A 21602-nucleotide genomic window follows, 5' to 3' on the forward strand; every position below is an offset into this window, starting at 1 on the left:
CGCGCTTAGATCAATCCGAATAAATGGATAACGGGGAGAACTAACAGTAAACTATCAAACCGGTCTAAAATTCCCCCATGCCCGGGCAAAATCTTACCGGAATCCTTGACGCCGTAGTAGCGTTTCAATGCGGATTCGACCAAGTCACCAAATTGTCCCACGATGGAGAACAGCAGTGTCAAGATGATCATAATCGCTGGGTTGAAGTGACCAATCGGGAAAAAGAGCCAAAAGGCCATACCCACAACGGTGGCCACGAGACTCCCCCCGATCGACCCTTCCCAGGTCTTGTTGGGACTGATGTGTGGTGCCAGCTTGTGCTTCCCTAATTTACGGCCGATCATGTAGGCGCCAGAATCCGTCGTCCACACGATAAACAGCGCGTACAACAATGCCATTAGGCTCACGCCACGCGCGGCAATAAAGAAGTGAAAGCCAATGCCGATGTACAGCATGCTCAGGGTGATCACCCCGGCATCGTCAAAGGAAAAGCGGTTCTTAGAAACGACCGTCCGTAACAATAATAACAAGACGAAAAGATAGACGATGTACCAAGGATTCAAGTGGCTGGGTAACCAGTTCCACCAGCTATCCGGCGCAATCACCGCGATGATGCCCAGGCCGGAGATCCAAGCTTCCGGGCTAACCAATAATTTCTTACGCATGATCAGGACTTCAGACAACGCCACTAACCCTAACGCAATGGCCGCAATATCGACCCAAATACCCCCGGCAATGATGATGGGGATAAAGATAATCAAGGCGATAACCGCCGTAATGACCCGTTGTTTCATAATTAAAAACTCCTCAGTTTAATTTTTCTCCGGTTCAGGTGTCAGCCCACCAAAGCGCCGGTGACGCTGTTGATACTCATAAATAGCCTCTTCCAGGGCCGCTTGGTCGAAGTCCGGCCAATGTTGTTGCATGAAGACAAACTCGCTGTAGGCGACCTGCCAGAGCATGAAATTTGAGAGTCGTTCTTCCCCGCTGGTCCGAATCAGCAAGTCGGGATCCCGCAAATCCCCCAAATCATGGGTCATCAGCTGGCGGTCGATGGCCGCGTCGTCAATGGCTGCTGGGTCTAGCTGACCGGCTTGTACCTGTTGGGCTAAGGCTTGCACGGCCGTCACGATTTCGGCCCGACCACCGTAATTCAACGCAAAGTTGAGCACCATCCCCGTACAGTGAGCAGTGTCCGCAATCGCGTTGTTCACTGCTTGTTGGGTGGCAGCCGGTAATTGATCCGTATACCCCATGACCTTGACGCGGATATTGTTCTTGATCAGGTCTGGCACAAACGTTCCGAAGAAGTCCACGGGTAGCTTCATCAGGTAGTTCACCTCTGCCGTTGGTCGCTTCCAATTTTCCGTCGAAAAGGCATAGAGGGTCAGTACCTTCACGCCCAAATGACTGGCAGCCTTCGCCACCGTCTTGACGGTGTTCATCCCTTGTTTATGACCGGCGATTCGCGGTAAATGCCGCTGTTGCGCCCACCGACCGTTACCATCCATGATGATGGCCACGTGAGCTGGGATATTGGTTTCATCTAACTGTCGCTCCTCGACTTCACCTGTCGCTTGATTTTTATTTGAAAATGAAAACACGGCGCACCTCCATTGTGGTCTTTACAACCTCTCATCATAACAAAAAAGAGACCGGGAAACTATCCCGGCCCCCAAATTGAGCGAAAACTTAAATTTTGACCGGTTACTCAATTAACCGCCATTCGCCACGTTTAGCATCTGCTAACGTACCAAAGTAGCTCAACAGGTTGTTGGCGTCATCGGCGCTAACTTGGCCCAGCAGGTTCAAGCCTTCCCCGGTTGGCAATGGATCTGAGAGGTCCGTAATTTCGTTGCCGTTCTCGATGGTTGCCTTAGAAAAGGCCACGATCCAGTCGTCCCCAATTAATTGGGTGACCACGAAGAAGAGGTTGAAATCATCACTCACAAAAGCGGGTTGGGCGTACACGCCATCTTGGATTTCTTCCAATTCAGCACCGTTGTAGTTCAAGATTGAGACGTTCTCGGCGTTGACCGGATTGTTCAACCGGAAAACCATCTTGCCGAATTCCTTGGAACCCGGGGTGATTTCAATGTTTTCTGGTTCTTCTTGGTTATTTTGCTTGTCTTCTGCCATGTTTAAGCGCTCCTTGTCCGTGAATTAGTCGGTCATAATTTCTTTTTCTTTGTCAGCCGCAATCGCGTCGACACCCTTGATGGCCTTGTCCGTTACCTTTTGAACTTGGTCTTCCAGGTTGTGTAAATCATCGTCGGTGTAGTCGCCATTCTTGTGGCCCTTCTTGATGCTGTCCATCGCATCACGCCGGACGTTACGAACCGCTACCTTGCCTTCTTCGGCAGTCGCCTTAACTTGCTTGGCGATTTCCTTACGGCGTTCCTCAGTCAATTGCGGAATGACCAACCGAATGGCCGTTCCGTCGTTGGCTGGGGTGATACCGACGTCAGATTCCATGATGCCCTTTTCGATGTCTTCCAAAGCGGACTTATCGTAAGGCGTCACCATCAAGACCCGTGCTTCAGGAATGGTGATGGAAGCCACTTGGTTCAGTGGCGTTGCGGTGCCGTAGTATTCAACCATGACCCGGTTCAAAATGCTGGCGTTGGCCCGGCCGGCCCGAATCGTTCCCAATTCGCGCTTTAAGGCGTCTTCCGCTTTTTTCATTTTTGTTTCTGCAGTTGTTACAATCTGATCAGCCATAATTATTTACCCCTAACTGTCGTCCCAATGTTTTCGCCCTCAACGACCTTGCGGATATTGCCCGCTTGGTTCAAGTTAAAGACGACGAATGGGATGTCATTATCCATTGAAAGTGAGCTAGCCGTGGTATCCATCACGTGCAAGCCCTTGTTAATAATATCTAACTGCGTTAATTGGTCAAACTTCACGGCGTTAGGATCCTTGTTCGGATCAGCTGAGTAAATACCATCAACCCCGTTCTTCGCCATCAAGATGGCGTCAGCGTTGATTTCAGCTGCTCGTAAGGCCGCCGTCGTATCCGTGGAGAAGTACGGTGACCCCGTGCCCCCAGCGAAGATAACGACGCGTTCCTTTTCCAGGTGCCGAATGGCCTTGCGCCGGATGTAAGGTTCCGCGATCTGACGCATTTCAATAGAAGTCTGCACCCGCGTTGGCACCCCGATGGATTCCAAGTTGTCCTGCAATGCCAATGCGTTCATGATGGTCGCTAACATGCCAATGTAGTCGGCTTGGGCCCGTTCCATGCCCATCTGTTCACCAGATACGCCACGCCACATGTTACCACCACCAACCACAATAGCGATTTGAATGCCCAAGTTATAAACACTCTTGACCTCTTCCGCTACGGTTTTAATTACTGGCGGATTGATGCCAAACCCTTTGTCGCCGGCCAAAGCCTCGCCACTGAGCTTCAGCATAATCCGTTTATACTTTACGTCCGCCATTGTGTTTCCTCCTATTGTATTCTGACAATAATTCTATCATAAACGCGGGGCGAACGATAGTCAGGGGCGACGAAAACCGTGAATTCCTTACAAATTCGCTGATATTTCCACTCGCCACCTGGCTAAGCCACCCCCTGCACACGCCAGTCTAACAAAAAAGCGTAGTCCCTTACCGGAATCTACGCTTTTGTTTCAAAAATTAGCCGTTGATTTGGTCTTGAACTTCTTTGGCCAGGTCAACCGTCTTCTTTTCGATTCCTTCACCAACTTCGTAACGGACAAAGGTCACTAACTTGCCACCCTTGCTAGCAACGAATTGGCTAACAGTTTGGTCGCCGTCTTTAACGAATGGTTGGTCAGCTAAGCTGATTTCAGCCAAGTACTTGTGCAAACGACCTTCGACCATCTTTTCAACGATCTTTTCAGGTTTGCCTTCGTTCAAGGCTTCTTGCTTCAAGACTTCGCGTTCGTGTGCCAAACGGTCAGCTGGAATGTCATCGCGAGAAACGAATTCTGGGTTGATGGCAGCGACGTGCATTGCAACGTCCTTGGCAGTGGCTTCGTCAGCACCTTCCAGGACAACCAATGCGGCGATTTGGCCACCTTGGTGTAAGTAAGAACCGAATACTTGGCTATCGGTCTTCTTTTCAACAGCGAAACGACGTAACTTCACGTTTTCACTAGTCACTTGCGTCGTCTTAACGATGGCTTCGTTGATCGTGTCGCCATCAGCGGTTGGTAATGCCAAAGCAGCATCCAAGTCAGCTGGTTGCTTGTCAGCAATCGTGTTCGCAATGGAATCAACTAACGCGTTGAACGTGTCGTTGGTGGCAACGAAGTCAGTTTCAGAGTTCACTTCGATGATGGCTGCGGTGTTGCCGTCAACCTTCACGCGTGCCAAACCGTTAGCAGCAATGTTGCCGCTCTTCTTCTTGGCCTTTGCGATACCCTTTTCACGTAAGAAGTCGATGGCTTTGTCCATGTCGCCTTCAGAAGCAACGAGGGCCTTCTTAGCATCCATCATCCCAACTTGAGTCTTGTCCCGTAACTCTTTAACTTGTGCTGCAGTGATTTTACTTGCCATGTGTAATGGCCTCCTTTTATCAATTCATTCAAGGCACCAAAAAAGACTGACTCAATCTCAGGCCATTATCGGTCCTAAACATTAAGCCAGCCTAAGGTGCTTTAAATCATATTTGGAAAGTTGTGGTTGCCCACAACCTTGCATTTAATTACTTGTTGTCGCCTTCAACGGCGTTAACGATGCTTTCCATTGAGTTGTCAGCGGTCTTCTTGTCGCCCTTAGCGGCATCAGACTTTTGGCCTTCAAAGGTCTTCTCGTCAACTTGGTCTTCACCTTGACGGCCTTCAACGATAGCGTCAGCCATCTTAGAAGTGATCAAACGAACGGCACGGATAGCGTCATCGTTAGATGGGATAACCACGTCAATTTCGTCTGGGTCAGTGTTCGTATCAACCATCGCAACGATCGGAATGTTCAACTTTTGTGCTTCGTGAACGGCGATTTGTTCCTTACGAGGGTCAACGATGAACATAACGTCAGGTAACTTAGGCATGTCTTCGATACCGCCTAAGAAACGTTCCAACTTGTCTTGAGACTTCTTCAGCAAGGAAACTTCCTTCTTAGGAAGAACATCAAAAGTACCGTCAGTCGCCATCTTCTTCAAGCTCTTCAGACGCTTGATCCGAGTTTGGATGGTTTCCCAGTTGGTCAAAGTCCCACCTAACCAACGGTGGTTAACGTAGTATTGACCGGCACGAGTAGCTTCTTCTTCGATAGAGTCTTGTGCTTGCTTCTTAGTCCCAACAAACAGAACAACGGCGCCCTTAGCAGCTTCGTCCTTCATGTAGTTGTAAGCAGCATCGATCAACTTCACCGTCTTTTGTAAGTCGATGATGTAGATACCGTTACGTTCCGTGAAGATGTATTGCTTCATCTTAGGGTTCCAGCGACGCGTTTGGTGACCAAAGTGGACACCGGCTTCGAGCAGTTGTTTCATTGAAATAACAGCCATGATAAAATGCCTCCAAATAGTTTTTGATTTCCTCCCCCACGCTCATTTGACTGGAGAACTCGCAAGCGAGCACCCCTCCGGTCATCACGCGAGGTGTGAATTGGCGCATACGCACCGAAAGTTATTATACAAAACACTAGCGGTAAACACAAGTTAAATTTGCCAAGTTCGGGATTAAATTGGCTTTTTTTTCTGAATATGGTAAACTGCTAAGGAATTAAACGAGGAGGAAACGAAATGATAAAAGCGGTCGTCTTCGATGTCGATGACACGCTCTATGACCAAAAGGCGCCTTTCGTAGCCGCCTTAGCCCCACTAGTAACCAACTCTGAGAATTTTGATTTCACCCAAGCCCTGCAGGATTACCGTTGCCAAAGTACCCAGGCGTATGCCCAAGTGGCCAATGGCAATTGGACCCACGAGGAGATGGCGGTCAATCGGTTGAACGCAACGCTGAACCAACAGCATCGTGGCCTGGTGACGCCCGCCATGGCGGTGACCTTCGAACGAACCTATGCCGAAGGACTCAAGCACATTACCCTCTTCCCTGGCCTGTCAACGGCCTTAGACCAGCTGAAGGACCAATTCAAACTGGGCATTATTACCAATGGTAAAACGCAACACCAATTGGCAAAAGTGATGCAACTGCAAATGCACCGGTGGGTCGACCGGGATAATATCATCACGTCCGAGGAAGCTGGCTTAGCCAAGCCGGATCCCCAAATCTTCACCTTGATGAATCACCGACTCAACCTGCGTGCCAGCGAAGTGGCCTACGTGGGCGATTGCTACGGCATGGACGTCAAGGGTGCCAAGCAAGCCGGGTGGCACGCCTTTTGGTTTAACCACCGCAACGCGGAAATGACGAATGGCAACTGGATTCCTGACCAAACCGTTGGGGATTCGTTGGAGCTGCAGGATCTCCTGCTAGCCCTATCCGCCGTTCCCGAAATGTCCTGATTAACTCTAACGGCCGATAAATGTCATTATGTCCAGCTGCACAGTCTGGACTGGCCGCCTGCCGTCCGCCAAATATGGGTCGGAACGCTGTGGGCGGACGGGTCGAGCCGAAGTGCGGTCTCGACACCTCGCCTTTGAGCCGAAATTCGCGTCTCAAAGACGCCAGTTACCTAAGCCGCATGAAACCATGCCGCTTAGGTAACTCCCACGGCTGAACCCATATTTGGCGGACTCTCGGCTACAAAAGTAAGTACAATCGACAATTGGCTTACCGATAGGGTTAACTGAGGTTGTATGCAATCAGCATCTATCAACTGGCAGTGGAGCCATGGTTTTCAGACCGGAGGCGTCCTCCAGTGCAGGCAAACCTGCTAGCTGATGGTGGTATTCTGGTCTCGCTAATTTTAGCAATCAGCCTACCACTGGACCGAAGTTTACTGACACAATCATTTTTCAATTTGACTTTTAAAACTGGTTTAGGGATATGCTTTGGCTATCCCCTGACCAGTTTTTGTTTGCCCTGAACGAAATCTTTTTCCGAAAGAAATGACCAGCCAACTGAATGTTCAGTCGACTGGTCATTTTTAGTCCAACTCGTCAAATGACTCGTCAGACATCTTCGCGGTTAGTGCTTAAAACTTAACTTCGTTTTCAGCCTTGCCCGTTTCGATCAATTGCTTGTTGTTGTTCAAAGCAAATTGCACCATGTTCTTAACGGCAGTCTTGGTGTAGAAGGCGATGTGTGGCGTAACCAGCACGTTTTCGCGCTTCATCAAGTTCTTCAGCCGTTCGTCAGGAATAGCATCGAAGCTGCCAAAGTCGGTGTTGAAGATACCAACTTCGTCTTCGTAAACATCCAAGGCGGCACCGGCAACCTTGCCGCTGTCTAAGGCCCGGATCAATGCATCAGTGTCGATAAGGGCACCACGGGCAGGGTTCAAGATCCAAACGCCATCCTTCATCTTGCTGAAGGCGTCGTCGTTCAACATCTTGTCGTTGTCCTTCGTTGCTGGGGCATGTAAGGAAATCACGTCAGCTTGGGCGTACAATTCGTCCATGGTGTCAACGTAGATCCCTTGCTTTTCCAATTCTGGGTTGTGGTAAACATCGTAAGCGATGACCTTAGCACCAAAGCCTTGGTAGATCTTCATCGCAGCGCGGCCGATTCGACCAGTTGCCACAACACCAACAGTCATGCTGTTCAATTCATCAGCAATGTCTGGGGCCCAAGTCAAGTCACCATTGGCTTGTTTGCGGTCGAACGTAGGGGTCCGACGTAACAAGCGCATCAGTTGGGTCACCGTTAATTCAGCGATGGCTTCTGGTGAGTAAGCTGGGACGTTGGTAACCTTGAAGCCGTTACGCTTAACAGCGTCAGCATCAACGTTATCAACCCCAACGTTCCGTAATGACAGATTCGTAACCCCGTTAGCGGCTAGCTTGTCTAAGACTGCCGCCGTATAAGGCTTTTGTTGGTAGACAACTGCGCCGTCATAGCCCTTAGCAAGATCAACCGTCTTTTCGTCCAGTAAATCTCCAACAGCCTTAACTTCAATCCCTTGGTCCTTAGACCATTGCTTCAAGTAAGGTTGTTCATCGTCACGAATGCCATAAGCAATAATTTTCACAGTTAGTTCCTCCTAAAAAGATATCTGTTTCTAAAGCACTTAATTAGTTTAACACAAAAACTGGCTTGTGCACCACTAAACACTTATTCCGTGCGCCGCCAAATACGCTAATTTGTGCTGGCGGCTCTGATGCTTGAAGGCCCATTCGGCGTGGAGTGCATCGTGTTTGTTGTCAAAAGCCTCGCTGTAGAGCACCTTGAGCGGTCGATGGACCTTGGTATACTTGGCTCCCTTACCGGCTAAATGGGTCGCAAACCGTTTGGCAACGTCCGTGGTGAATCCCCCATACAGTGAGTTGTCTGCGCATAACAGCACATAGAAATAATACGCCTTATTGGCGGCCATAGAGCAACGCCTCCACTTCTGGCGTGTAGTTGCCCTGCGCATCGTATACAGTCACTGGCGCCGGGAACCGCACACCACCGGGCTTTCCATCCTTGATGGCCTCAACTAGAACCATGTTGGCTTCTTTGTTCGGCTTGGGGTGGACCAACCGGATGCGTTTGGGAGCCAAGCGGTTAGCCGCCATCAGTTGTAGCAGCTGAAACAAGCGGTCCGGCCGGTGAACGAAGTAGGCCTTGCCGTTCATCTTCAATAGACCACTGGTCGTTGCCACGATGGTCGCCAGGTTCGTCAAAATTTCGTGACGGGCGATGGCCAGATAACGGTTCGGATTCTTCTGACTGTCCGGTAAATCCTCAAAGTACGGCGGGTTACAGGTCACCACGTCTGCTGAGTCCTTGGGAATCCACTGGTTGACCTGGGCCAAGTCCCCCTCGTAGACGGTCATCTGGTCGTCTAGCTGGTTCAGGGCCACACTTCGACGTGCCATGTCAGCCAAGCGGGGTTGGATCTCCACCTCGGCAATCTTGCCGTGTGTCTTGTGACTCATGAACAGGCCGACTGCCCCGTTGCCGGCACACAGGTCAACGGTCTGGCTACTGGCCCGTAACGGCAGCTTGGCGAAGTCCGCAAGCAACACGGCGTCCAGTGAGAACGCGAAGACCTCGGGGCTTTGAATGATCTGAATATCTTGGCTATACAACTGGTCAATGCGTTCATCGGGTTTCAAGGTCAATTTGACCACCCACTTTCAAAATTTTTAGAGATAACTTGCAACGGTGCCGTTTTTTTTGCATACTAGATGAAATGGTCTCATTCGAGAGGAGCGCACCACATGTTTTATAAATTTCTACGTGGCGTGGTTTGCACGATTCTATTTCTCATCAACGGTCGCGCCCGCTACGTTCACCAAGCTGACTTACCGGATGGCCCCTACGTCTTAGTGGGCCCGCACCGTACTTGGTTTGACCCCGTCTATTTCGCGATGGCGGCCTATCCCCGGAAGTTCAGCTTCATGGCAAAAGAAGAATTGTTCCAAAACCCTATTTTCCGATGGTTGTTGAAACATGTCAATGGTTTCCCGGTAAATCGTGATCACCCGGGGCCATCCGCCATCAAGACGCCCGTGCGCATCCTGCGCCAAGGCGACCTGTCCTTGATCATGTTCCCATCCGGTTCACGGCATTCTAGTGAACTCAAGGGGGGGGCCGCGGTCATTGCCAAAATGGCTGGGGTGCCCCTGGTGCCCGCCGTTTACCAGGGTCCACTGACGTTCAAGCAACTGTTCTCACGCAAGCCCGTCACGATTGCCTTTGGCACACCAATCGTCATCGACCGCAAGATGAAGCTCAACGAAGAAGGCCAGGCCGTCATCGAAAAGCAGATGCAGGCGGCCTTTGACCAACTCGACCAAGAGATCGATCCCAATTTCCATTACGTCGATGTCACCGGTGAAAAAAAGAAGTAAGCAAAAGGATTGTTCCTGCCAGCACCCGCTGACGAGAACAATCCTTTTTTGATGACTAAAGGTTGCAAGTACCGAAACACCTTATAATTACCCAGCTGACAGGGATCGTGAACATTAAATCAGTCCACCCCGTCACCTGCGGCTGTCAGAGATCAAACATAAAGTTAGCAAGAACATCGCTGAAATAACAACGTTCATCAACATGCGCGAATGATCTGCCACGTAGCCGTGAGTGAGCTAAATTTGGACTCAGCCGTGGGAGTTTTCAAGTGACTTGCTTGGAAACTGGCGTCTTCGAGACACGATTTTTGGCTTCGACCGGTCCTTCCCACAGCGTCACGGTCCAAATTTGGCCAACGGCAAGGCGGCCAGCACAATCATCGTCACTCCGCAACGTGAGCCGCGTTTTGCAGTTCAATCATGTCGTAGTAGTAGCCGTGCTGGGCCATCAATTCATCGTTGGTCCCCCGTTCGACGATTTTTCCTTGGTTCAAGACCAGAATCAAATCGGCGTTTTGAATCGTGGATAACCGGTGGGCAATCGCAATCGTCGTCCGGTTTTCTTGAATCCGATCCAGGCCATTTTGAATCATGGTTTCCGTTTCCGTATCGACGTTAGCCGTGGCTTCGTCTAAGATCAAAATCTTTGGATCCGTGACCACGGTCCGAGCAAACGTAATCAGCTGGCGTTGACCGGCTGAATACTCCGTCCCCCGTTCAAGTACGGGTGTGGCGTACCCTTGTGGCAACTGATCGATGAACTCGTCAGCCTGAACAAAGTGCGCCGCACGCTGAACTTGTTCGTCCGAAATATCCGGGTTGAACATGCGAATATTGGTCTGAATGTCGCCGTAAAAAAGCTGGGGTTCTTGGAGGACCAGGCCCATCTTCGACCGTAATTCAGCCGCTGGATACTCGCGGATGTCACGCCCGTCGATCAGAACTTGGCCGGATTGGAATTCGTAGAAGCGCATCAACACGTTGATGGTTGACGTCTTCCCGGACCCCGTCTGGCCCACTAAGGCGACCGTTTGGCCCGGTTCGGCGACGAATGAAACGTCACGCAAGACTGGGTGTTCTTGGTCGTAGGCGAAGGTCACGTGGCGAAATTCAATTTTGCCGGCCGTGATTTTCGCGTCCGCCACCGGATGCTGCTGCGGCGCTAAGGTCCGATCATCAATGATCCGTAAGACCCGCGAGCCAGCCACCATCCCGTTTTGGAAGTCACTCAGATTATCCATCATATTACTCATTGGGCTGTAGAAGTTGTTCAGGTAGGTAATGAACGCGTAAATCACCCCGGCAGCCACAACCTCGTGGACCCCGCGAATCCCGAAGAGTCCTAAGATAATGACCGTTCCCAACGCATAGAACAAGTTGATGATGGGGCTCAACAGAAGTGAGTTGGTCCGAATCATATCACGCCGTGTACCGTAGTACGCCTCGTTGGTCTTTTCAAAGTTTTTCGCCGTTCGCTTTTCTTGCCGGAATTCCTGAATGACGCTGATCCCGGTAATGGCTTCGGCCAGCTTGGTATTTAGCTCACTGAGCCGTTCCCGCATGCGCCGGTAGACCTTGGAACTGAAGCGTTGGTAGTACCAGATCGTTAACGCGAGAAATGGCACCAACACCAGCGTCCACAGCGCCACCGTCACGTCCGTCACGAACATGGCGATGAAGGACGAAATGACCGCAAATAGGGCCAGCACCAGCGTGTTGAACAGGGCCCAGAAGTTGGAGAACGTCATGGTATCGTTCATCAACCGCGACAGGATCGACCCGCCCGGCGTTTGATCGAAGTAGCGCATCCCCTTGCCGTGCAAATCGTTAAATAATTTGCGACGGACATTTTCCAGCATGTACTCGGCCCCCATGGTACTGGTATAGTTTTGCCAGAACTGGAAGACGGCTTTCACGATCATGCCGAAGAGGTAAAGCCCAGCAAACAGCCACATGATTACAATGGTGGCATTGTTGGTCCGTAAATATTTGTCCATGTAGGTCTGCAGCAGCCACGGCAAGAAGGCGTTGACCGCACTGATCAACGCCGACAAGATGACGGAACCGATGAAAAACCATTTGTACGGTGCCGCAAACTTGAAGAGCCGCTTGATCACGGTCAGTTGTTCCTTGCTGGACATGCTGTGCGCCCAAGCTGACTGGTGTGTCTTATCTGCCATCACTGATGCCTCCCTTCACTTGTGTTTCTAATTGTTGCTGATTAAACATGCGTTGGTACCAGCCGTGAGCCGCCATGAGGTCCTCATGCGTTCCGCGTTCGACCACGGCCCCTTGATCCAAGACCAAGATTTCGTCGGCGTTCATGACGGAACTTAACCGGTGAGCGGAAATAATCGTGGTCTTGTTGGCCCGTTCGGCTTTCAAATTCTCCAGGATCTCCGCTTCAGTCTCAGCATCCACAGCCGACAGGGCATCGTCTAGGATCAGCAATTCAGGATTGATCAGCAACGCTCTGGCAATCGCTAACCGTTGTCGTTGTCCCCCAGACAAGGAGATGCCTTCTTCACCGACTTCGGTCTCATACCCCGCCGGTAATTTGGCAATCTGCCCCGCTAGATCACTCTTGGCCGCGGCAGCTTCAACCTCAGCTTGTGAGGCGTCGGGCCGAGCAAACCGAATATTTTCAAAAATGTTGGATGAGAACAGGAAACTTTCCTGAGGCACGTACCCAATGGCTGGCAAATAGCTGTCCAGCGCGTAATCCTTGATGGGGTGACCCCCGAAGTCGATCTCGCCGGAATAATTGTCAAATTCCCGCAGGATCAATTTCATAATCGTGGACTTCCCCGCACCGACCCGGCCAACGATGCCCAGCGTATGCCCGGCTGGCAGCTCGAAGTCGATGCGTTTCAGACTGGCCCCAGCATTGTCCGGATAGTCAAACTGCTGAACGTGATAGCTCAGCGTTCCGCTTGGCCGCGTCTGAATCCCATTGGTCTGGTCAATGATGTGGGTCTTTTGAGCCAGTAGCTCCATGACCCGGTCATAACTGGCATTGCCCCGTTCCATGGTGTTAAACAGCATCCCGACAGCAAACATCGGCCAAACCATCATGGCTAGGTAACTGATGAAGGACACCAGGTTCCCAATCGTAATCACGTTGTGGGTGACAAACAGGCCCCCAAGCACGATGGTCGCCACGTAAGAGATCGAGATAATTAAGGTAATGGCGGGGTCAAACATGGAATCCAACCGGTTCACGCGCCGGTTGATCTGAATGGTCTGGTCGACCTGACTGTCAAAGTCGGCAACGTCGGCGTCATCTTGACCGAGAGCCTTGATGACCTTGATGCCACTAATACTTTCCTGAGCCTTATTGTTCAGCCGCGAAAATGCCGCTTGAGACTCCCCAAAGGCCCGGTGAATCTTCTGTCCCAGATACCACGAGATGACCGCGAGAAATGGAAATGGCACGATGGCCAATAACGTCAGCCGCCAGTCGATCAATGCCATCATGGCAATCAACGTGGTACCCCCGGTAATAATCGCATCGGCGAATTGGAGAATCCCGCCGCCGGCGACCCGTTGGACGGCCTCCAAGTCATTGGTTGCGTGGGCCATCAGATCCCCGGTCCGATACTTCTGGTAAAAGACCCGGTCCATTTGCATGAAATGGTTGAACAGTCGGTTACGTAATAATTGCTCCAACCGGGCCGCACCACCCCAGATGGCGTTACGCCAAATGTAGCGCGTGCCATACTGGGCGAGTGCCGCCAGCGTCACGAATAATAAGTCCATGGCCAGCACGTGGCCCGTCATGGTCTGCCCGTGAATGCCATCGACCATGTTCCCGATGATCCGCGGGGGAATAATCGCGATGAGTGCCGTCAGCAACAAGCCAATGACCCCGACCAGGTATCGCCGCCATTCCAACCGGAAATACCAAGATAATTTGCGAAAAATACTCACGAACATCCCTCCTTAAAAATTAGAATATGATTAAAATATAGCACAGACTTTATCATTTTACTGGAAATCTGAGAAAATACAACGAAAAAGACTCGCTCCAGGAAGAAAACTGGAAGCGAGTCTCAAAAAAACCAACTTATTTTTTGTGTGCATTTTGTTGCATGGCGTTCATCATTTGATGAAGTTTCCGCTGTGAAGGCTTTTGGCCCATTTGCAACATCATTGCCCGTAATTGGTCTTCGTTGATTGGTGGATTGTCTTTCAGATAGTTTTCCATGTACTTCCGTGCGCCGAAAAAGCCACCCGCTGCACAGGCTAAACCGACGACGATCACGATTAAGATCCAGATCCAAGTTGCCAAGTCGTTTCCCCTCCTTTGATGAAGTCATTCATTTAACAATTCTACACAAACTTAAACCAAATTAAAAGAGCGAATCCCAAAAAGGACTCGCCATTACCGCTTAATCGTCCCGCAAGCCCTTGTTGCGTTGGATCTGACGGACCTTTTCAGGGGTAACTTCCTTGCCGTTCTTGTCGTAGACCTGCAGCATTTCAACTTGGCTACGGAAGCTGGCCTTGAAGAGCTTCAAATATTGTTGCCGTAAGCCAGCGCGTTCCGTCTTCTCAGCGGGCGTCAGGCCTTCAGCCTTGTTCTTGTGTGCGAGTTCGTTGATGCGTGTTAATAGGGTGTCCATTGTGGGTTCTGCCATGAACAGTCCTCCTTGTAAAAGTATTTGAGTTTAGTTACGTTATTTTCCTTGAAAATTCAAGTCGACACCTATCATATCAGGGTTATTTTCAAATTTCAACCAATTTAACCGAACATCTGTTTGAAAACGTTCGGTACCTATGCTACAATTGCACTAAACAAAACTACGAATGACGAACGAGGTGGCAGAAAAAATGAGTAAGGCTTCTGAAAGCAAACAAATCGCCGTTCTCCGCTTCATTTGGGAACGGGTCAATGAAAAAGGGTATCCCCCCACTGTCCGTGAAATTGGGGAAGCCGTTGCGCTTTCTTCAACGTCGACGGTCCACGGTCACATCGCCCGCCTAGAAAAGAAGGGGCTGTTAGTCAAGGACCCGACCAAGCCCCGGGCACTGGAAGTCACGCCCGCTGGGTTAGAAGAATTAGGCGTCCACGAAGAACAAACGCGAATTCCCGTCTTGGGAACCGTTACGGCCGGCGAACCAATCCTTGCCGTTCAGGAAGCCACGGACTACTTCCCCGTTCCGCCTGAATTTGAAAATGATGACGATCAGCTCTTTATGCTCACGATTCGGGGCGAAAGTATGATCAACATCGGCATCTTAAACGGCGACCAGGTCATCGTCCGCCGGCAACAATCCGCCGACAACGGCGATATCGTCATTGCCATGACGGAAGAAAATGAGGCCACTTGTAAACGGTTCTTCAAGGAAGCCGATCACTACCGGCTTCAACCAGAAAACGACACCATGGCCCCGATTATTTTGAATCACGTCAGCGTTTTGGGCAAAGTCGTCGGTCTATTCCGTGACGACGTCCACTAACGACCGCATACTTATGTTAAAAAGCCAGCTCTCCATCTGCGAGGGCTGACTTTTTTGCTGAAATTATCGGATTAAATGACTTTACCTTGGTAATGACTTTCTGGCAATGTGGCAAAATCATAGGCAGCCAAGGCTTCGGCTTCGCGGAGGTAGGCGTGGAGCCCTTCCGCTAGCATCAAGTTTAAGATGGTGTCCTTTTCGTGTAAGACCACGACTGGCTTCTTGCTGTGAAAGGCGTAACCAATCTCGAAGGCCGTCCCGGAGTCCACCTGGTCATCCACGAAGTCGACCAAGGCAACCACAACGTCCGCCTGGTCGATCTGGTGAACATCCATTTGGAAGGTTTGCGTCGCCCATTCAGGCGTGCCCATTTCTAGGCCAGGAATTTCACTTAACCGAGGGCTAAACACGTTGGCCACTCGGGGATTGGCAGCTAAGGCCTTTTCTGCCCGTTCGATCCGGGAAGTCTGTTCATCATCAAAGAAGGGTCCTGCTAAGTATACGTTAGTCAATCGAATCTCCTCATTTCTCTCTTGAATGTCTTTATTATACCCGAAACATTAACTCTATGCGATGGATTTTTGATTAATATTCGGTTATAATTCCCCGAGAAGCCGTTTTCATTGCTGAAGCCAAGAAAATATTCGAGTTTGCATAGTCTTTCACGTTTTGTTTGCTCTGGCCGACACGTCCTAACCTTCCTCACCGCTTTCATGCTATACTTAACCTAACTTATCATGCGGAGGGGTTAACATGTTCTTAGGAATTGCGATTCTGGGTGCCATTTTTATCGTCATTACCTTTTTTTCAGTAATCAACGCCGGGCGACGGGGAGAATCCCGGCGTGGGCCGCTGATCGTTTTAGTGCTCACGATTCTGGTCACGGCCGGTGCCGTTTGGAAACTGCCCTACTGGTCTGGCCATCAGCAGCGGGCCCAGTCAACCGAAAGTGCCGTTTCCAAAACGTCGGCCATCAGCTCGCAATCTGGTCAGGCCTTTGCTAGTAGCGACCACACCATGACCCAAGCAGATGCCGAAAAGCAGGTCACCCAACAATTAGCTAAGTCCCTGAAAAAGCTGGGGCCGGTGACCTTTGACCAGGCAACCAAGACGTACACACTGACCATTACCAATACCAGCCTAAAGAAGACCATCAAGGCCCTCCACGCGGACCCGAGTCAGGCCAAGCAAGCCAAATGGCCCAAGTTCGCGCACAACTTCATCCAAACCAGTGCCTCATTGAAGAAGGCTTTAGGTAAGGGCTACAGCTTGATCATCCGAGTCGGCAAGCAGTCTCCCGTCCTGGTCTACAAAGACGGCTACCTCACGAAGAACCAATTTGAGTAGATCAACCGAAATACGGTGACCAGTAGCATTTGATTTCGACTATTTAAAGTTCCTATGTAAAAAGGCGTTTGACGATTTCCGCCAAACGCCTTTTTAATTTCTAAAATTATCAGGATTCACCGTTGCCGGTACTGTCGCTGCTGGTGTTGCCGCCCCGCTAAATAGTATGGTGCGGTCACTTCGCCAACAGCCAACTGTGTATCACGACCATCATTGCTTAACTGTTGTTGGAAAATGGCCTCGTATTCGGCCACACTAACGGCTTGCCGGTCGGCCAACTGCTGCGCCAGGAAGGCCTCATCAAATCCGGAACGATACGTCGGCTGTAGCACACCACTGAAGAATTCGCCCTCAGCGCCGGACCCGTAACTGAAGAAGCCCAGCCGTTCACCACCGGTCAGCGTACCGTGCCGTAACAGGGACAAAAAGCTCAGATACAGCGATCCCGTGTATAGGTTCCCCACCTCACGATTGTCAGCTTGACTAGCTTCAAAGGCGGCCGTCAACGCTGCTTGTTGGGGCGTGGACGCTTCCGGTAAGATCTGCCGCAACCCCTTGCGCCCCATTTTCGTGAATGGCAAGTGGAATACAAAGGCTGAGAAATCAGCGATGGACCGAGCCGTCTGGGCCTGATAGTCTGACCAGACCGTTTTGAAGAAGTCCAAGTAGACGTTGGTTGAATATTTGCCATCGACCAGGGCTTCGGTCCGGTAGGTCGGCCGCCAAAAGTCCATCACGTCTTCTGTGTGGTAACTGCTGATGGCATCTAAGGCCAGGATACGGGGGTTAGCCGTGATCAGCATCGCCACGGCCCCGCCACCCTGCGTGACCTCACCGGCCGTTCGCAAGCCGTAGCGCGCGATGTCGGCACCAATGACCAATACCTTGGCCGTCGGATGGACCCGGACAAAGTCGGCCGCCAACTGTAGTCCTGCTGTCGCCCCGTAACAGGCTTGCTTCAATTCAATGGCGCGGGTGTTGGCGGGTAGCCCTAACAGGTGGGCCAAGTACACTGCGGTGGCCTTGGAATTGTCCACGCCCGATTCGGTGCCAAACAACACCATGTTGATGTCAGCCTTAGTCGTCGGGGTCAAAATCTGGCTGGCTGCATTGGCCGCCATGGTGACGACGTCTTGGGTTGGCGGAATGACCGCCTGTTTGGATTGGCCAATGCCAATGAGATACTTGTTGGGGTCCTCTCCCCGGGCGTGTGCCAGATCGACCATATCTAAATACTGGTCGGGGGTATAAAAACCCATTTTATCAATGCCTACAGTTACGGTCATGGTGTCAAAATCCTCCTAAAAAATCCTGTGCGTCTTGCTGGTCCATTGGTCGTGTTTTTATTCAGTGGTTCCAATTTTTCTGTCACAATTCAGTCAAACTACTTTAGCATGACTGGCTGTTTACTGGCAAATTTTGCGATATTGTATCATACAATTTAGAGCTCAGTCTCTATTCGAAATTTACTGTCATAAGGCTTTTTGCCTATTACAATTCACCCTTTTTCAACTGATGTAAGGTCGTCTTTAGCTTACTTCTAGTCTCGGCGGAGACGACCGGATAAGTTGGGTGAATGTTCTGCAGGCGTTTGACCAAAATGTTCGAGACAATCAGGCGAGCCGCCCCCTTGTCATCGGCCGGAATCACGTACCAGGGCTCCTCCTTGGTGGCCGTGTTTTCCAGCATCTTGGTATAGGCAACTTGATAGTCCGCCCAAAAGGCCCGTTCACTCATGTCGCTAGGTGAGAATTTCCAGTTCTTGCTGGGAATCTCAATGCGCCGTTCGAAGCGATTGGTCTGTTCCTCGCGGGATAGGTGCAAGAAGAACTTGATCGTCACGAAGCCCTGGTGCCGCAAGTACGTTTCAAAGTGACGTAGGTCGTGGTAGCGCCGGTCAAAGAACTTCTCGCCGACGTCTTCCAAGCTATTCACGTCTGGTAGGTTTTGCCGCAACAGCATTTCCGGATGGACGCGACTGATTAGGACGTCCTCGTACTGTGAGCGATTGAAGATGCGAATCTCACCACGTTCTGGCAGGGCTTGGTTGACCCGCCATAAGAAATCATGGTTCAGCTGCAAATGCGTTGGCTGTTTGAAGCTGATCACGCTGGTGCCAGAGGGATTCAAGCCACTGAAGACGTGGCGAATCAGGCCATCCTTCCCCGCCGTGTCCATCCCCTGTAAGATGATGATCACACCGGTCTGCTTTTCCGCGTACAAGCGCGTCTGCAGATCACTTAACGTGGCCACGTTAGCCTCTAAGGCGTTCGTGATGACGGCCTGCTCTGGCAAATGATCAGCGCGTGTTGACAGCTCACTGAGATTGACGGGGGTCTCCCCCGTATAACGGTAACGACTTTCAGTACTCAAAACGCATCGCCTCCTGTTACTAAAAATCATAGCATTCTTTGACCCCCATGACTGCCCCAAAGTGTTAAAATTCACGAAAAAACTTTTTCGCCGTCGAAATGAGTGCGTTTGTTCAGTAGCCTTGCTATACTGAACTTGTAACCACTTACCAAGTTTACGAAGGAGTTTCCAATATGAAAAAAATTACGGCATATTTTGTGCGTCATGGCCAAACGATGTTGAATCACTATAACAAGGTTCAGGGCTGGATCGACTCGCCCCTTACGGAGAAGGGTCGCGCTGATGCGAAACGCGCGGGCGAACAGCTCAAGGGCGTTCACCTAGCGGCCGCCTACAGCAGTGATTCCGGCCGGGCTATTGAAACGGCTCGCATTGCCTTACGCCAGAATCCCGAGAACATGAACATCGTGTCCTACCAGTACCCTGAGTTCCGCGAACAGTGCCACGGTTATTTTGAAGGCAACGATTTAAACCAAATGTGGCAGTTCGTTGGCGCCCAGGTCAAGTTGACCTCCGAATCCGCCGTCTTGGGGACCTACGGCTTAGAAAAGGCCCGCGACCTGATTCACAAGGCCGACCTATACGGTGAAGCCGAAAGTAATGATATGTTCTGGGAACGCTTGGACCGCGGTTTTGACAAACTCCGGGACAATTCTCAAGATGGTGACACGGTCTTGGTCGTTTCCCACGGGATGACGATTCGTTCCATCGTGGACCGCTACGCACCGGAACTAGACGAAGGCGTGGCCACCATCAACGGGAGTATCACCAAGTTAGAAATCACTGATGATACCATTCATGTGGATTTCTTTAACAAAACTGATTTTCAATCTTAAGTCATTATCTGAGGAGGATGGACTTCATGAAAAATATTCATCGTTCAGCTAGCAACCGGGTCTTCGCCGGCGTCATTGGCGGCCTGGCAGAACACTTTGATTGGAACGTGGGCGTGGCCCGCATTTTATTCGTCGTCTTAGCGATAACGCCAGCCTTCCCTGGCATCATCGCCTACCTGATCTTATGGATGATCATGGGTAATCCGGAATAGGCATTCTACCAAGCAGTTCTCCCGATTTTTTCGGCAGAACTGCTTTTTTAGTTGACGTGGGCGATCCAATCTTCTAAAATTTAGGGTGTAACTTGTTACGTCATGAGCAATGCGCTTGGTTGCTCCAAATACAAGGAGGTCTCTATCATGGCAAACTCAGAAAAGACTTTGGTACTGGTAAAACCTGACGGTGTCGCTGAAGGACACGTTGGTGAGATTATTTCACGACTAGAAAGAAAGCGCTACCAAATAACTGCATTGAAAGTTATCCGCGCCACTCCTGAACAACTTGAAAGGCACTACTGCGAACAAGTGGACAAACCTTATTTTAACGAAATCGAGACCTACATGACGGAGGGGCCACTGGTCGCCATCATCGTCACCGGGACCGATGTGGTGAAGGCCGTCCACAATTTAGCGGGTAAAACGCGACCGAACGATGCCCAGCCAGGTACCATTCGTGGCGACTTTGCCCACGAATATCCCGATGGCATTCTCAGAAACATTGTGCACACCGCGGATAGCCGCGAAAATGCCCACCACGAAATCGCGATTTGGTTCCCTGAGCTCGCGGTGGAAGCCCACCAGCAACAAACAGCCAAGCAACAAAAAGTCACTGAATAAAAAATTGACGGGTCCCGCAACTTGGACCCGTTTTTTGTGCCATCTCTGCTATAATCATCAGTAACTAAGGTGGTGAAGCACAATGACTTTTCCGGAAGATATTTTTGAAGCTGCGGCCTACGAATGGCTCAAGCAGCAGGATCTCACGCAACACACGCCTAAGGAGGTCACCAACGCCTTGACCGAAGCCATCAGACAGGCTAAGGGCTTGGCACCCGCGACTGAAGATCCTTGGCAACCCAAACCATAACTGGGAAAGGACTGGTCCCATGACCGGCAAATTAACCTATATCGACGCACTAGCTTTGACGCCACATCCCGAGGGCGGCTGGTACCGGCAAACTTATCAAAGTGACGAGAAATTTTTCGATAACACCAGCCAGGATGCACGCTACCAGTACACCAGCATTTATTTTTTGCTGGACGACACACACCCCTCGCATTTCCACCGACTCACCCACGATGAACTGTGGTTCTTCCATGATGGCGCGCCCATCACGATCCACTGCATCGCGCCCGATGGTAACTATTCTCAGGTAACGCTGGGACCCGACGTGACGGCCGGTGAACGCTTGCAGTTCAAGGTCCCCCATGACACGATTTTTGCTTCAGAGGTGACTAGGCCCAATGCGTTTGGCTTGGTCAGTTGTGTGGTCGCCCCTGGGTTTGATTTTGCAGACTTTACGTTGGTGGACCGAGAAACATTGTTGGCGGCCCATCCAGGGTTGGTTGACGTGATTGACCGGCTGGCGGATTAGGGAAAACTATTATAGTGACAAGTAATTAACTTGTAAGCACCTAATAACTGACCGTATTGAAATATAATTTAAAAAGAGATGGCCCGTCCTCGTTTTTTGAGGACGGGCC

26 protein-coding genes are annotated in these 21602 nt (G+C 50.7%); 9 read left to right on the forward strand and 17 right to left on the reverse strand.

Annotated features, from left to right (window positions below; genetic code table 11):
• Positions 1 to 5: 5 nt before the first annotated feature.
• From NGM66_RS07185 to rpsB, 7 genes are all read right to left on the reverse strand, one after another.
• Positions 6 to 794 carry a phosphatidate cytidylyltransferase gene (locus NGM66_RS07185; protein ID WP_208909466.1) on the reverse strand — a complete coding sequence of 263 codons (789 nt, stop codon included), beginning with the start codon at positions 792 to 794 and terminating at the stop codon, positions 6 to 8.
• 18 nt (positions 795 to 812) lie between these two features.
• Positions 813 to 1604 (reverse strand): undecaprenyl pyrophosphate synthase, encoded by a 792-nt coding sequence (gene uppS, locus NGM66_RS07190; protein ID WP_208909465.1) that lies wholly within the window; start codon positions 1602 to 1604, stop codon positions 813 to 815.
• A gap of 103 nt (positions 1605 to 1707) precedes the next feature.
• On the reverse strand, positions 1708 to 2139 hold the full coding sequence (locus tag NGM66_RS07195) for a hypothetical protein (RefSeq protein WP_125575908.1): 432 nt from the start codon (positions 2137 to 2139) through the stop codon (positions 1708 to 1710).
• Between the two features lie 24 nt (positions 2140 to 2163).
• Complete coding sequence (gene frr / locus NGM66_RS07200) at positions 2164 to 2721, reverse strand: ribosome recycling factor (RefSeq protein WP_208909464.1); 558 nt, start codon at positions 2719 to 2721, stop codon at positions 2164 to 2166.
• A gap of 2 nt (positions 2722 to 2723) precedes the next feature.
• Positions 2724 to 3446, reverse strand: a complete 723-nt coding sequence (gene pyrH / locus NGM66_RS07205; RefSeq protein WP_125575910.1) for a UMP kinase — start codon at positions 3444 to 3446, stop codon at positions 2724 to 2726.
• A gap of 199 nt (positions 3447 to 3645) precedes the next feature.
• Complete coding sequence (tsf, locus tag NGM66_RS07210; protein WP_208909463.1) at positions 3646 to 4530, reverse strand: translation elongation factor Ts; 885 nt, start codon at positions 4528 to 4530, stop codon at positions 3646 to 3648.
• A gap of 148 nt (positions 4531 to 4678) precedes the next feature.
• On the reverse strand, positions 4679 to 5482 hold the full coding sequence (rpsB, locus tag NGM66_RS07215; RefSeq protein WP_208909462.1) for a 30S ribosomal protein S2: 804 nt from the start codon (positions 5480 to 5482) through the stop codon (positions 4679 to 4681).
• Between the two features lie 237 nt (positions 5483 to 5719).
• Here rpsB and NGM66_RS07220 point away from each other — a divergent pair, with 237 nt between their 5' ends.
• Positions 5720 to 6442 carry an HAD family hydrolase gene (locus tag NGM66_RS07220; RefSeq protein WP_208909461.1) on the forward strand — a complete coding sequence of 241 codons (723 nt, stop codon included), beginning with the start codon at positions 5720 to 5722 and terminating at the stop codon, positions 6440 to 6442.
• A gap of 632 nt (positions 6443 to 7074) precedes the next feature.
• Here NGM66_RS07220 and NGM66_RS07225 read toward each other — a convergent pair.
• The 3 genes from NGM66_RS07225 to NGM66_RS07235 form a co-directional block, all read right to left on the reverse strand.
• On the reverse strand, positions 7075 to 8070 hold the full coding sequence (locus tag NGM66_RS07225) for a D-2-hydroxyacid dehydrogenase (RefSeq protein ID WP_208909460.1): 996 nt from the start codon (positions 8068 to 8070) through the stop codon (positions 7075 to 7077).
• 75 nt (positions 8071 to 8145) lie between these two features.
• Positions 8146 to 8415 carry a GIY-YIG nuclease family protein gene (locus tag NGM66_RS07230; RefSeq protein WP_208909459.1) on the reverse strand — a complete coding sequence of 90 codons (270 nt, stop codon included), beginning with the start codon at positions 8413 to 8415 and terminating at the stop codon, positions 8146 to 8148.
• Positions 8402 to 9157 (reverse strand): tRNA1(Val) (adenine(37)-N6)-methyltransferase, encoded by a 756-nt coding sequence (locus NGM66_RS07235; protein WP_208909458.1) that lies wholly within the window; start codon positions 9155 to 9157, stop codon positions 8402 to 8404. Before NGM66_RS07235 ends, NGM66_RS07230 begins: the two co-directional genes overlap by 14 nt.
• 90 nt (positions 9158 to 9247) lie before the next feature.
• Between NGM66_RS07235 and NGM66_RS07240 the strand changes: the two genes are divergently transcribed.
• Positions 9248 to 9880, forward strand: coding sequence for a lysophospholipid acyltransferase family protein (locus tag NGM66_RS07240; RefSeq protein ID WP_208909457.1), 633 nt, complete (start codon positions 9248 to 9250; stop codon positions 9878 to 9880).
• Between the two features lie 383 nt (positions 9881 to 10263).
• Here the strand turns inward: NGM66_RS07240 and NGM66_RS07245 are convergent, their stop codons facing one another.
• The 4 genes from NGM66_RS07245 to NGM66_RS07260 form a co-directional block, all read right to left on the reverse strand.
• Positions 10264 to 12060 (reverse strand): ABC transporter ATP-binding protein, encoded by a 1797-nt coding sequence (locus NGM66_RS07245; RefSeq protein ID WP_258115512.1) that lies wholly within the window; start codon positions 12058 to 12060, stop codon positions 10264 to 10266.
• Positions 12050 to 13810, reverse strand: a complete 1761-nt coding sequence (locus tag NGM66_RS07250; protein WP_208909455.1) for an ABC transporter ATP-binding protein — start codon at positions 13808 to 13810, stop codon at positions 12050 to 12052. The genes NGM66_RS07245 and NGM66_RS07250 overlap by 11 nt, the downstream gene beginning before the upstream one ends.
• Positions 13811 to 13946: 136 nt before the next feature.
• Positions 13947 to 14171, reverse strand: a complete 225-nt coding sequence (locus tag NGM66_RS07255) for a YneF family protein (protein WP_125575920.1) — start codon at positions 14169 to 14171, stop codon at positions 13947 to 13949.
• A 100-nt stretch (positions 14172 to 14271) separates the two neighbouring features.
• Positions 14272 to 14520 (reverse strand): DUF896 domain-containing protein, encoded by a 249-nt coding sequence (locus NGM66_RS07260; protein ID WP_208909454.1) that lies wholly within the window; start codon positions 14518 to 14520, stop codon positions 14272 to 14274.
• A 193-nt stretch (positions 14521 to 14713) separates the two neighbouring features.
• Between NGM66_RS07260 and lexA the strand changes: the two genes are divergently transcribed.
• On the forward strand, positions 14714 to 15343 hold the full coding sequence (gene lexA / locus NGM66_RS07265) for a transcriptional repressor LexA (protein ID WP_208909453.1): 630 nt from the start codon (positions 14714 to 14716) through the stop codon (positions 15341 to 15343).
• 71 nt (positions 15344 to 15414) lie between these two features.
• Here the strand turns inward: lexA and NGM66_RS07270 are convergent, their stop codons facing one another.
• Positions 15415 to 15855 carry a nucleoside 2-deoxyribosyltransferase gene (locus NGM66_RS07270; RefSeq protein ID WP_208909452.1) on the reverse strand — a complete coding sequence of 147 codons (441 nt, stop codon included), beginning with the start codon at positions 15853 to 15855 and terminating at the stop codon, positions 15415 to 15417.
• A 241-nt stretch (positions 15856 to 16096) separates the two neighbouring features.
• Here NGM66_RS07270 and NGM66_RS07275 point away from each other — a divergent pair, with 241 nt between their 5' ends.
• Positions 16097 to 16690, forward strand: coding sequence for a hypothetical protein (locus NGM66_RS07275; RefSeq protein WP_208909451.1), 594 nt, complete (start codon positions 16097 to 16099; stop codon positions 16688 to 16690).
• 116 nt (positions 16691 to 16806) lie between these two features.
• Here NGM66_RS07275 and NGM66_RS07280 read toward each other — a convergent pair whose 3' ends face one another.
• Together NGM66_RS07280 and NGM66_RS07285 are read right to left on the reverse strand one after the other, a co-directional pair.
• The gene (locus tag NGM66_RS07280; protein ID WP_208909450.1) at positions 16807 to 17976 is read right to left on the reverse strand and encodes a hydroxymethylglutaryl-CoA synthase; all 1170 of its coding nucleotides are present in this window, start codon (positions 17974 to 17976) and stop codon (positions 16807 to 16809) included.
• 205 nt (positions 17977 to 18181) lie between these two features.
• On the reverse strand, positions 18182 to 19063 hold the full coding sequence (locus NGM66_RS07285; RefSeq protein WP_208909449.1) for a PPK2 family polyphosphate kinase: 882 nt from the start codon (positions 19061 to 19063) through the stop codon (positions 18182 to 18184).
• Positions 19064 to 19236: 173 nt separating this feature from the next.
• Here NGM66_RS07285 and NGM66_RS07290 point away from each other — a divergent pair, with 173 nt between their 5' ends.
• The 5 genes from NGM66_RS07290 to NGM66_RS07310 all read left to right on the forward strand — a co-directional run bounded on the left by NGM66_RS07290 (position 19237) and on the right by NGM66_RS07310 (position 21493).
• The gene (locus tag NGM66_RS07290) at positions 19237 to 19899 is read left to right on the forward strand and encodes a histidine phosphatase family protein (protein ID WP_258115513.1); all 663 of its coding nucleotides are present in this window, start codon (positions 19237 to 19239) and stop codon (positions 19897 to 19899) included.
• A 26-nt stretch (positions 19900 to 19925) separates the two neighbouring features.
• The gene (locus tag NGM66_RS07295; protein ID WP_208909447.1) at positions 19926 to 20111 is read left to right on the forward strand and encodes a PspC domain-containing protein; all 186 of its coding nucleotides are present in this window, start codon (positions 19926 to 19928) and stop codon (positions 20109 to 20111) included.
• A 147-nt stretch (positions 20112 to 20258) separates the two neighbouring features.
• Positions 20259 to 20735 (forward strand): nucleoside-diphosphate kinase, encoded by a 477-nt coding sequence (ndk, locus tag NGM66_RS07300; protein WP_208909446.1) that lies wholly within the window; start codon positions 20259 to 20261, stop codon positions 20733 to 20735.
• A gap of 82 nt (positions 20736 to 20817) precedes the next feature.
• Positions 20818 to 20985, forward strand: coding sequence for a hypothetical protein (locus tag NGM66_RS07305; protein ID WP_208909445.1), 168 nt, complete (start codon positions 20818 to 20820; stop codon positions 20983 to 20985).
• 19 nt (positions 20986 to 21004) lie between these two features.
• A complete protein-coding gene (locus tag NGM66_RS07310; protein ID WP_208909444.1) occupies positions 21005 to 21493 on the forward strand; it encodes a cupin domain-containing protein in 489 nt (162 codons plus the stop codon).
• Positions 21494 to 21602 lie beyond the last annotated feature (109 nt).

This window comes from Levilactobacillus yiduensis, from assembly GCF_024718525.1.
In the GTDB taxonomy this organism is placed as follows: Bacteria; Bacillota; Bacilli; order Lactobacillales; family Lactobacillaceae; genus Levilactobacillus; species Levilactobacillus yiduensis.

What these genes read in the sequence shown, in the direction of transcription:
- NGM66_RS07185 (WP_208909466.1), bottom strand. Translation starts at nt 794, where the DNA reads ATGAAACAACGGGTCATTACGGCGGTTATCGCCTTGATTATCTTTATC.
- NGM66_RS07195 (WP_125575908.1), bottom strand. Translation starts at nt 2,139, where the DNA reads ATGGCAGAAGACAAGCAAAATAACCAAGAAGAACCAGAAAACATTGAA.
- frr (WP_208909464.1), bottom strand. Translation starts at nt 2,721, where the DNA reads ATGGCTGATCAGATTGTAACAACTGCAGAAACAAAAATGAAAAAAGCG.
- pyrH (WP_125575910.1), bottom strand. Translation starts at nt 3,446, where the DNA reads ATGGCGGACGTAAAGTATAAACGGATTATGCTGAAGCTCAGTGGCGAG.
- tsf (WP_208909463.1), bottom strand. Translation starts at nt 4,530, where the DNA reads ATGGCAAGTAAAATCACTGCAGCACAAGTTAAAGAGTTACGGGACAAG.
- rpsB (WP_208909462.1), bottom strand. Translation starts at nt 5,482, where the DNA reads ATGGCTGTTATTTCAATGAAACAACTGCTCGAAGCCGGTGTCCACTTT.
- NGM66_RS07220 (WP_208909461.1), top strand. Translation starts at nt 5,720, where the DNA reads ATGATAAAAGCGGTCGTCTTCGATGTCGATGACACGCTCTATGACCAA.
- NGM66_RS07230 (WP_208909459.1), bottom strand. Translation starts at nt 8,415, where the DNA reads ATGGCCGCCAATAAGGCGTATTATTTCTATGTGCTGTTATGCGCAGAC.
- NGM66_RS07240 (WP_208909457.1), top strand. Translation starts at nt 9,248, where the DNA reads ATGTTTTATAAATTTCTACGTGGCGTGGTTTGCACGATTCTATTTCTC.
- NGM66_RS07245 (WP_258115512.1), bottom strand. Translation starts at nt 12,060, where the DNA reads ATGGCAGATAAGACACACCAGTCAGCTTGGGCGCACAGCATGTCCAGC.
- NGM66_RS07260 (WP_208909454.1), bottom strand. Translation starts at nt 14,520, where the DNA reads ATGGCAGAACCCACAATGGACACCCTATTAACACGCATCAACGAACTC.
- lexA (WP_208909453.1), top strand. Translation starts at nt 14,714, where the DNA reads ATGAGTAAGGCTTCTGAAAGCAAACAAATCGCCGTTCTCCGCTTCATT.
- NGM66_RS07275 (WP_208909451.1), top strand. Translation starts at nt 16,097, where the DNA reads ATGTTCTTAGGAATTGCGATTCTGGGTGCCATTTTTATCGTCATTACC.
- NGM66_RS07280 (WP_208909450.1), bottom strand. Translation starts at nt 17,976, where the DNA reads ATGACCGTAACTGTAGGCATTGATAAAATGGGTTTTTATACCCCCGAC.
- NGM66_RS07290 (WP_258115513.1), top strand. Translation starts at nt 19,237, where the DNA reads ATGAAAAAAATTACGGCATATTTTGTGCGTCATGGCCAAACGATGTTG.
- NGM66_RS07295 (WP_208909447.1), top strand. Translation starts at nt 19,926, where the DNA reads ATGAAAAATATTCATCGTTCAGCTAGCAACCGGGTCTTCGCCGGCGTC.
- ndk (WP_208909446.1), top strand. Translation starts at nt 20,259, where the DNA reads ATGGCAAACTCAGAAAAGACTTTGGTACTGGTAAAACCTGACGGTGTC.
- NGM66_RS07305 (WP_208909445.1), top strand. Translation starts at nt 20,818, where the DNA reads ATGACTTTTCCGGAAGATATTTTTGAAGCTGCGGCCTACGAATGGCTC.
- NGM66_RS07310 (WP_208909444.1), top strand. Translation starts at nt 21,005, where the DNA reads ATGACCGGCAAATTAACCTATATCGACGCACTAGCTTTGACGCCACAT.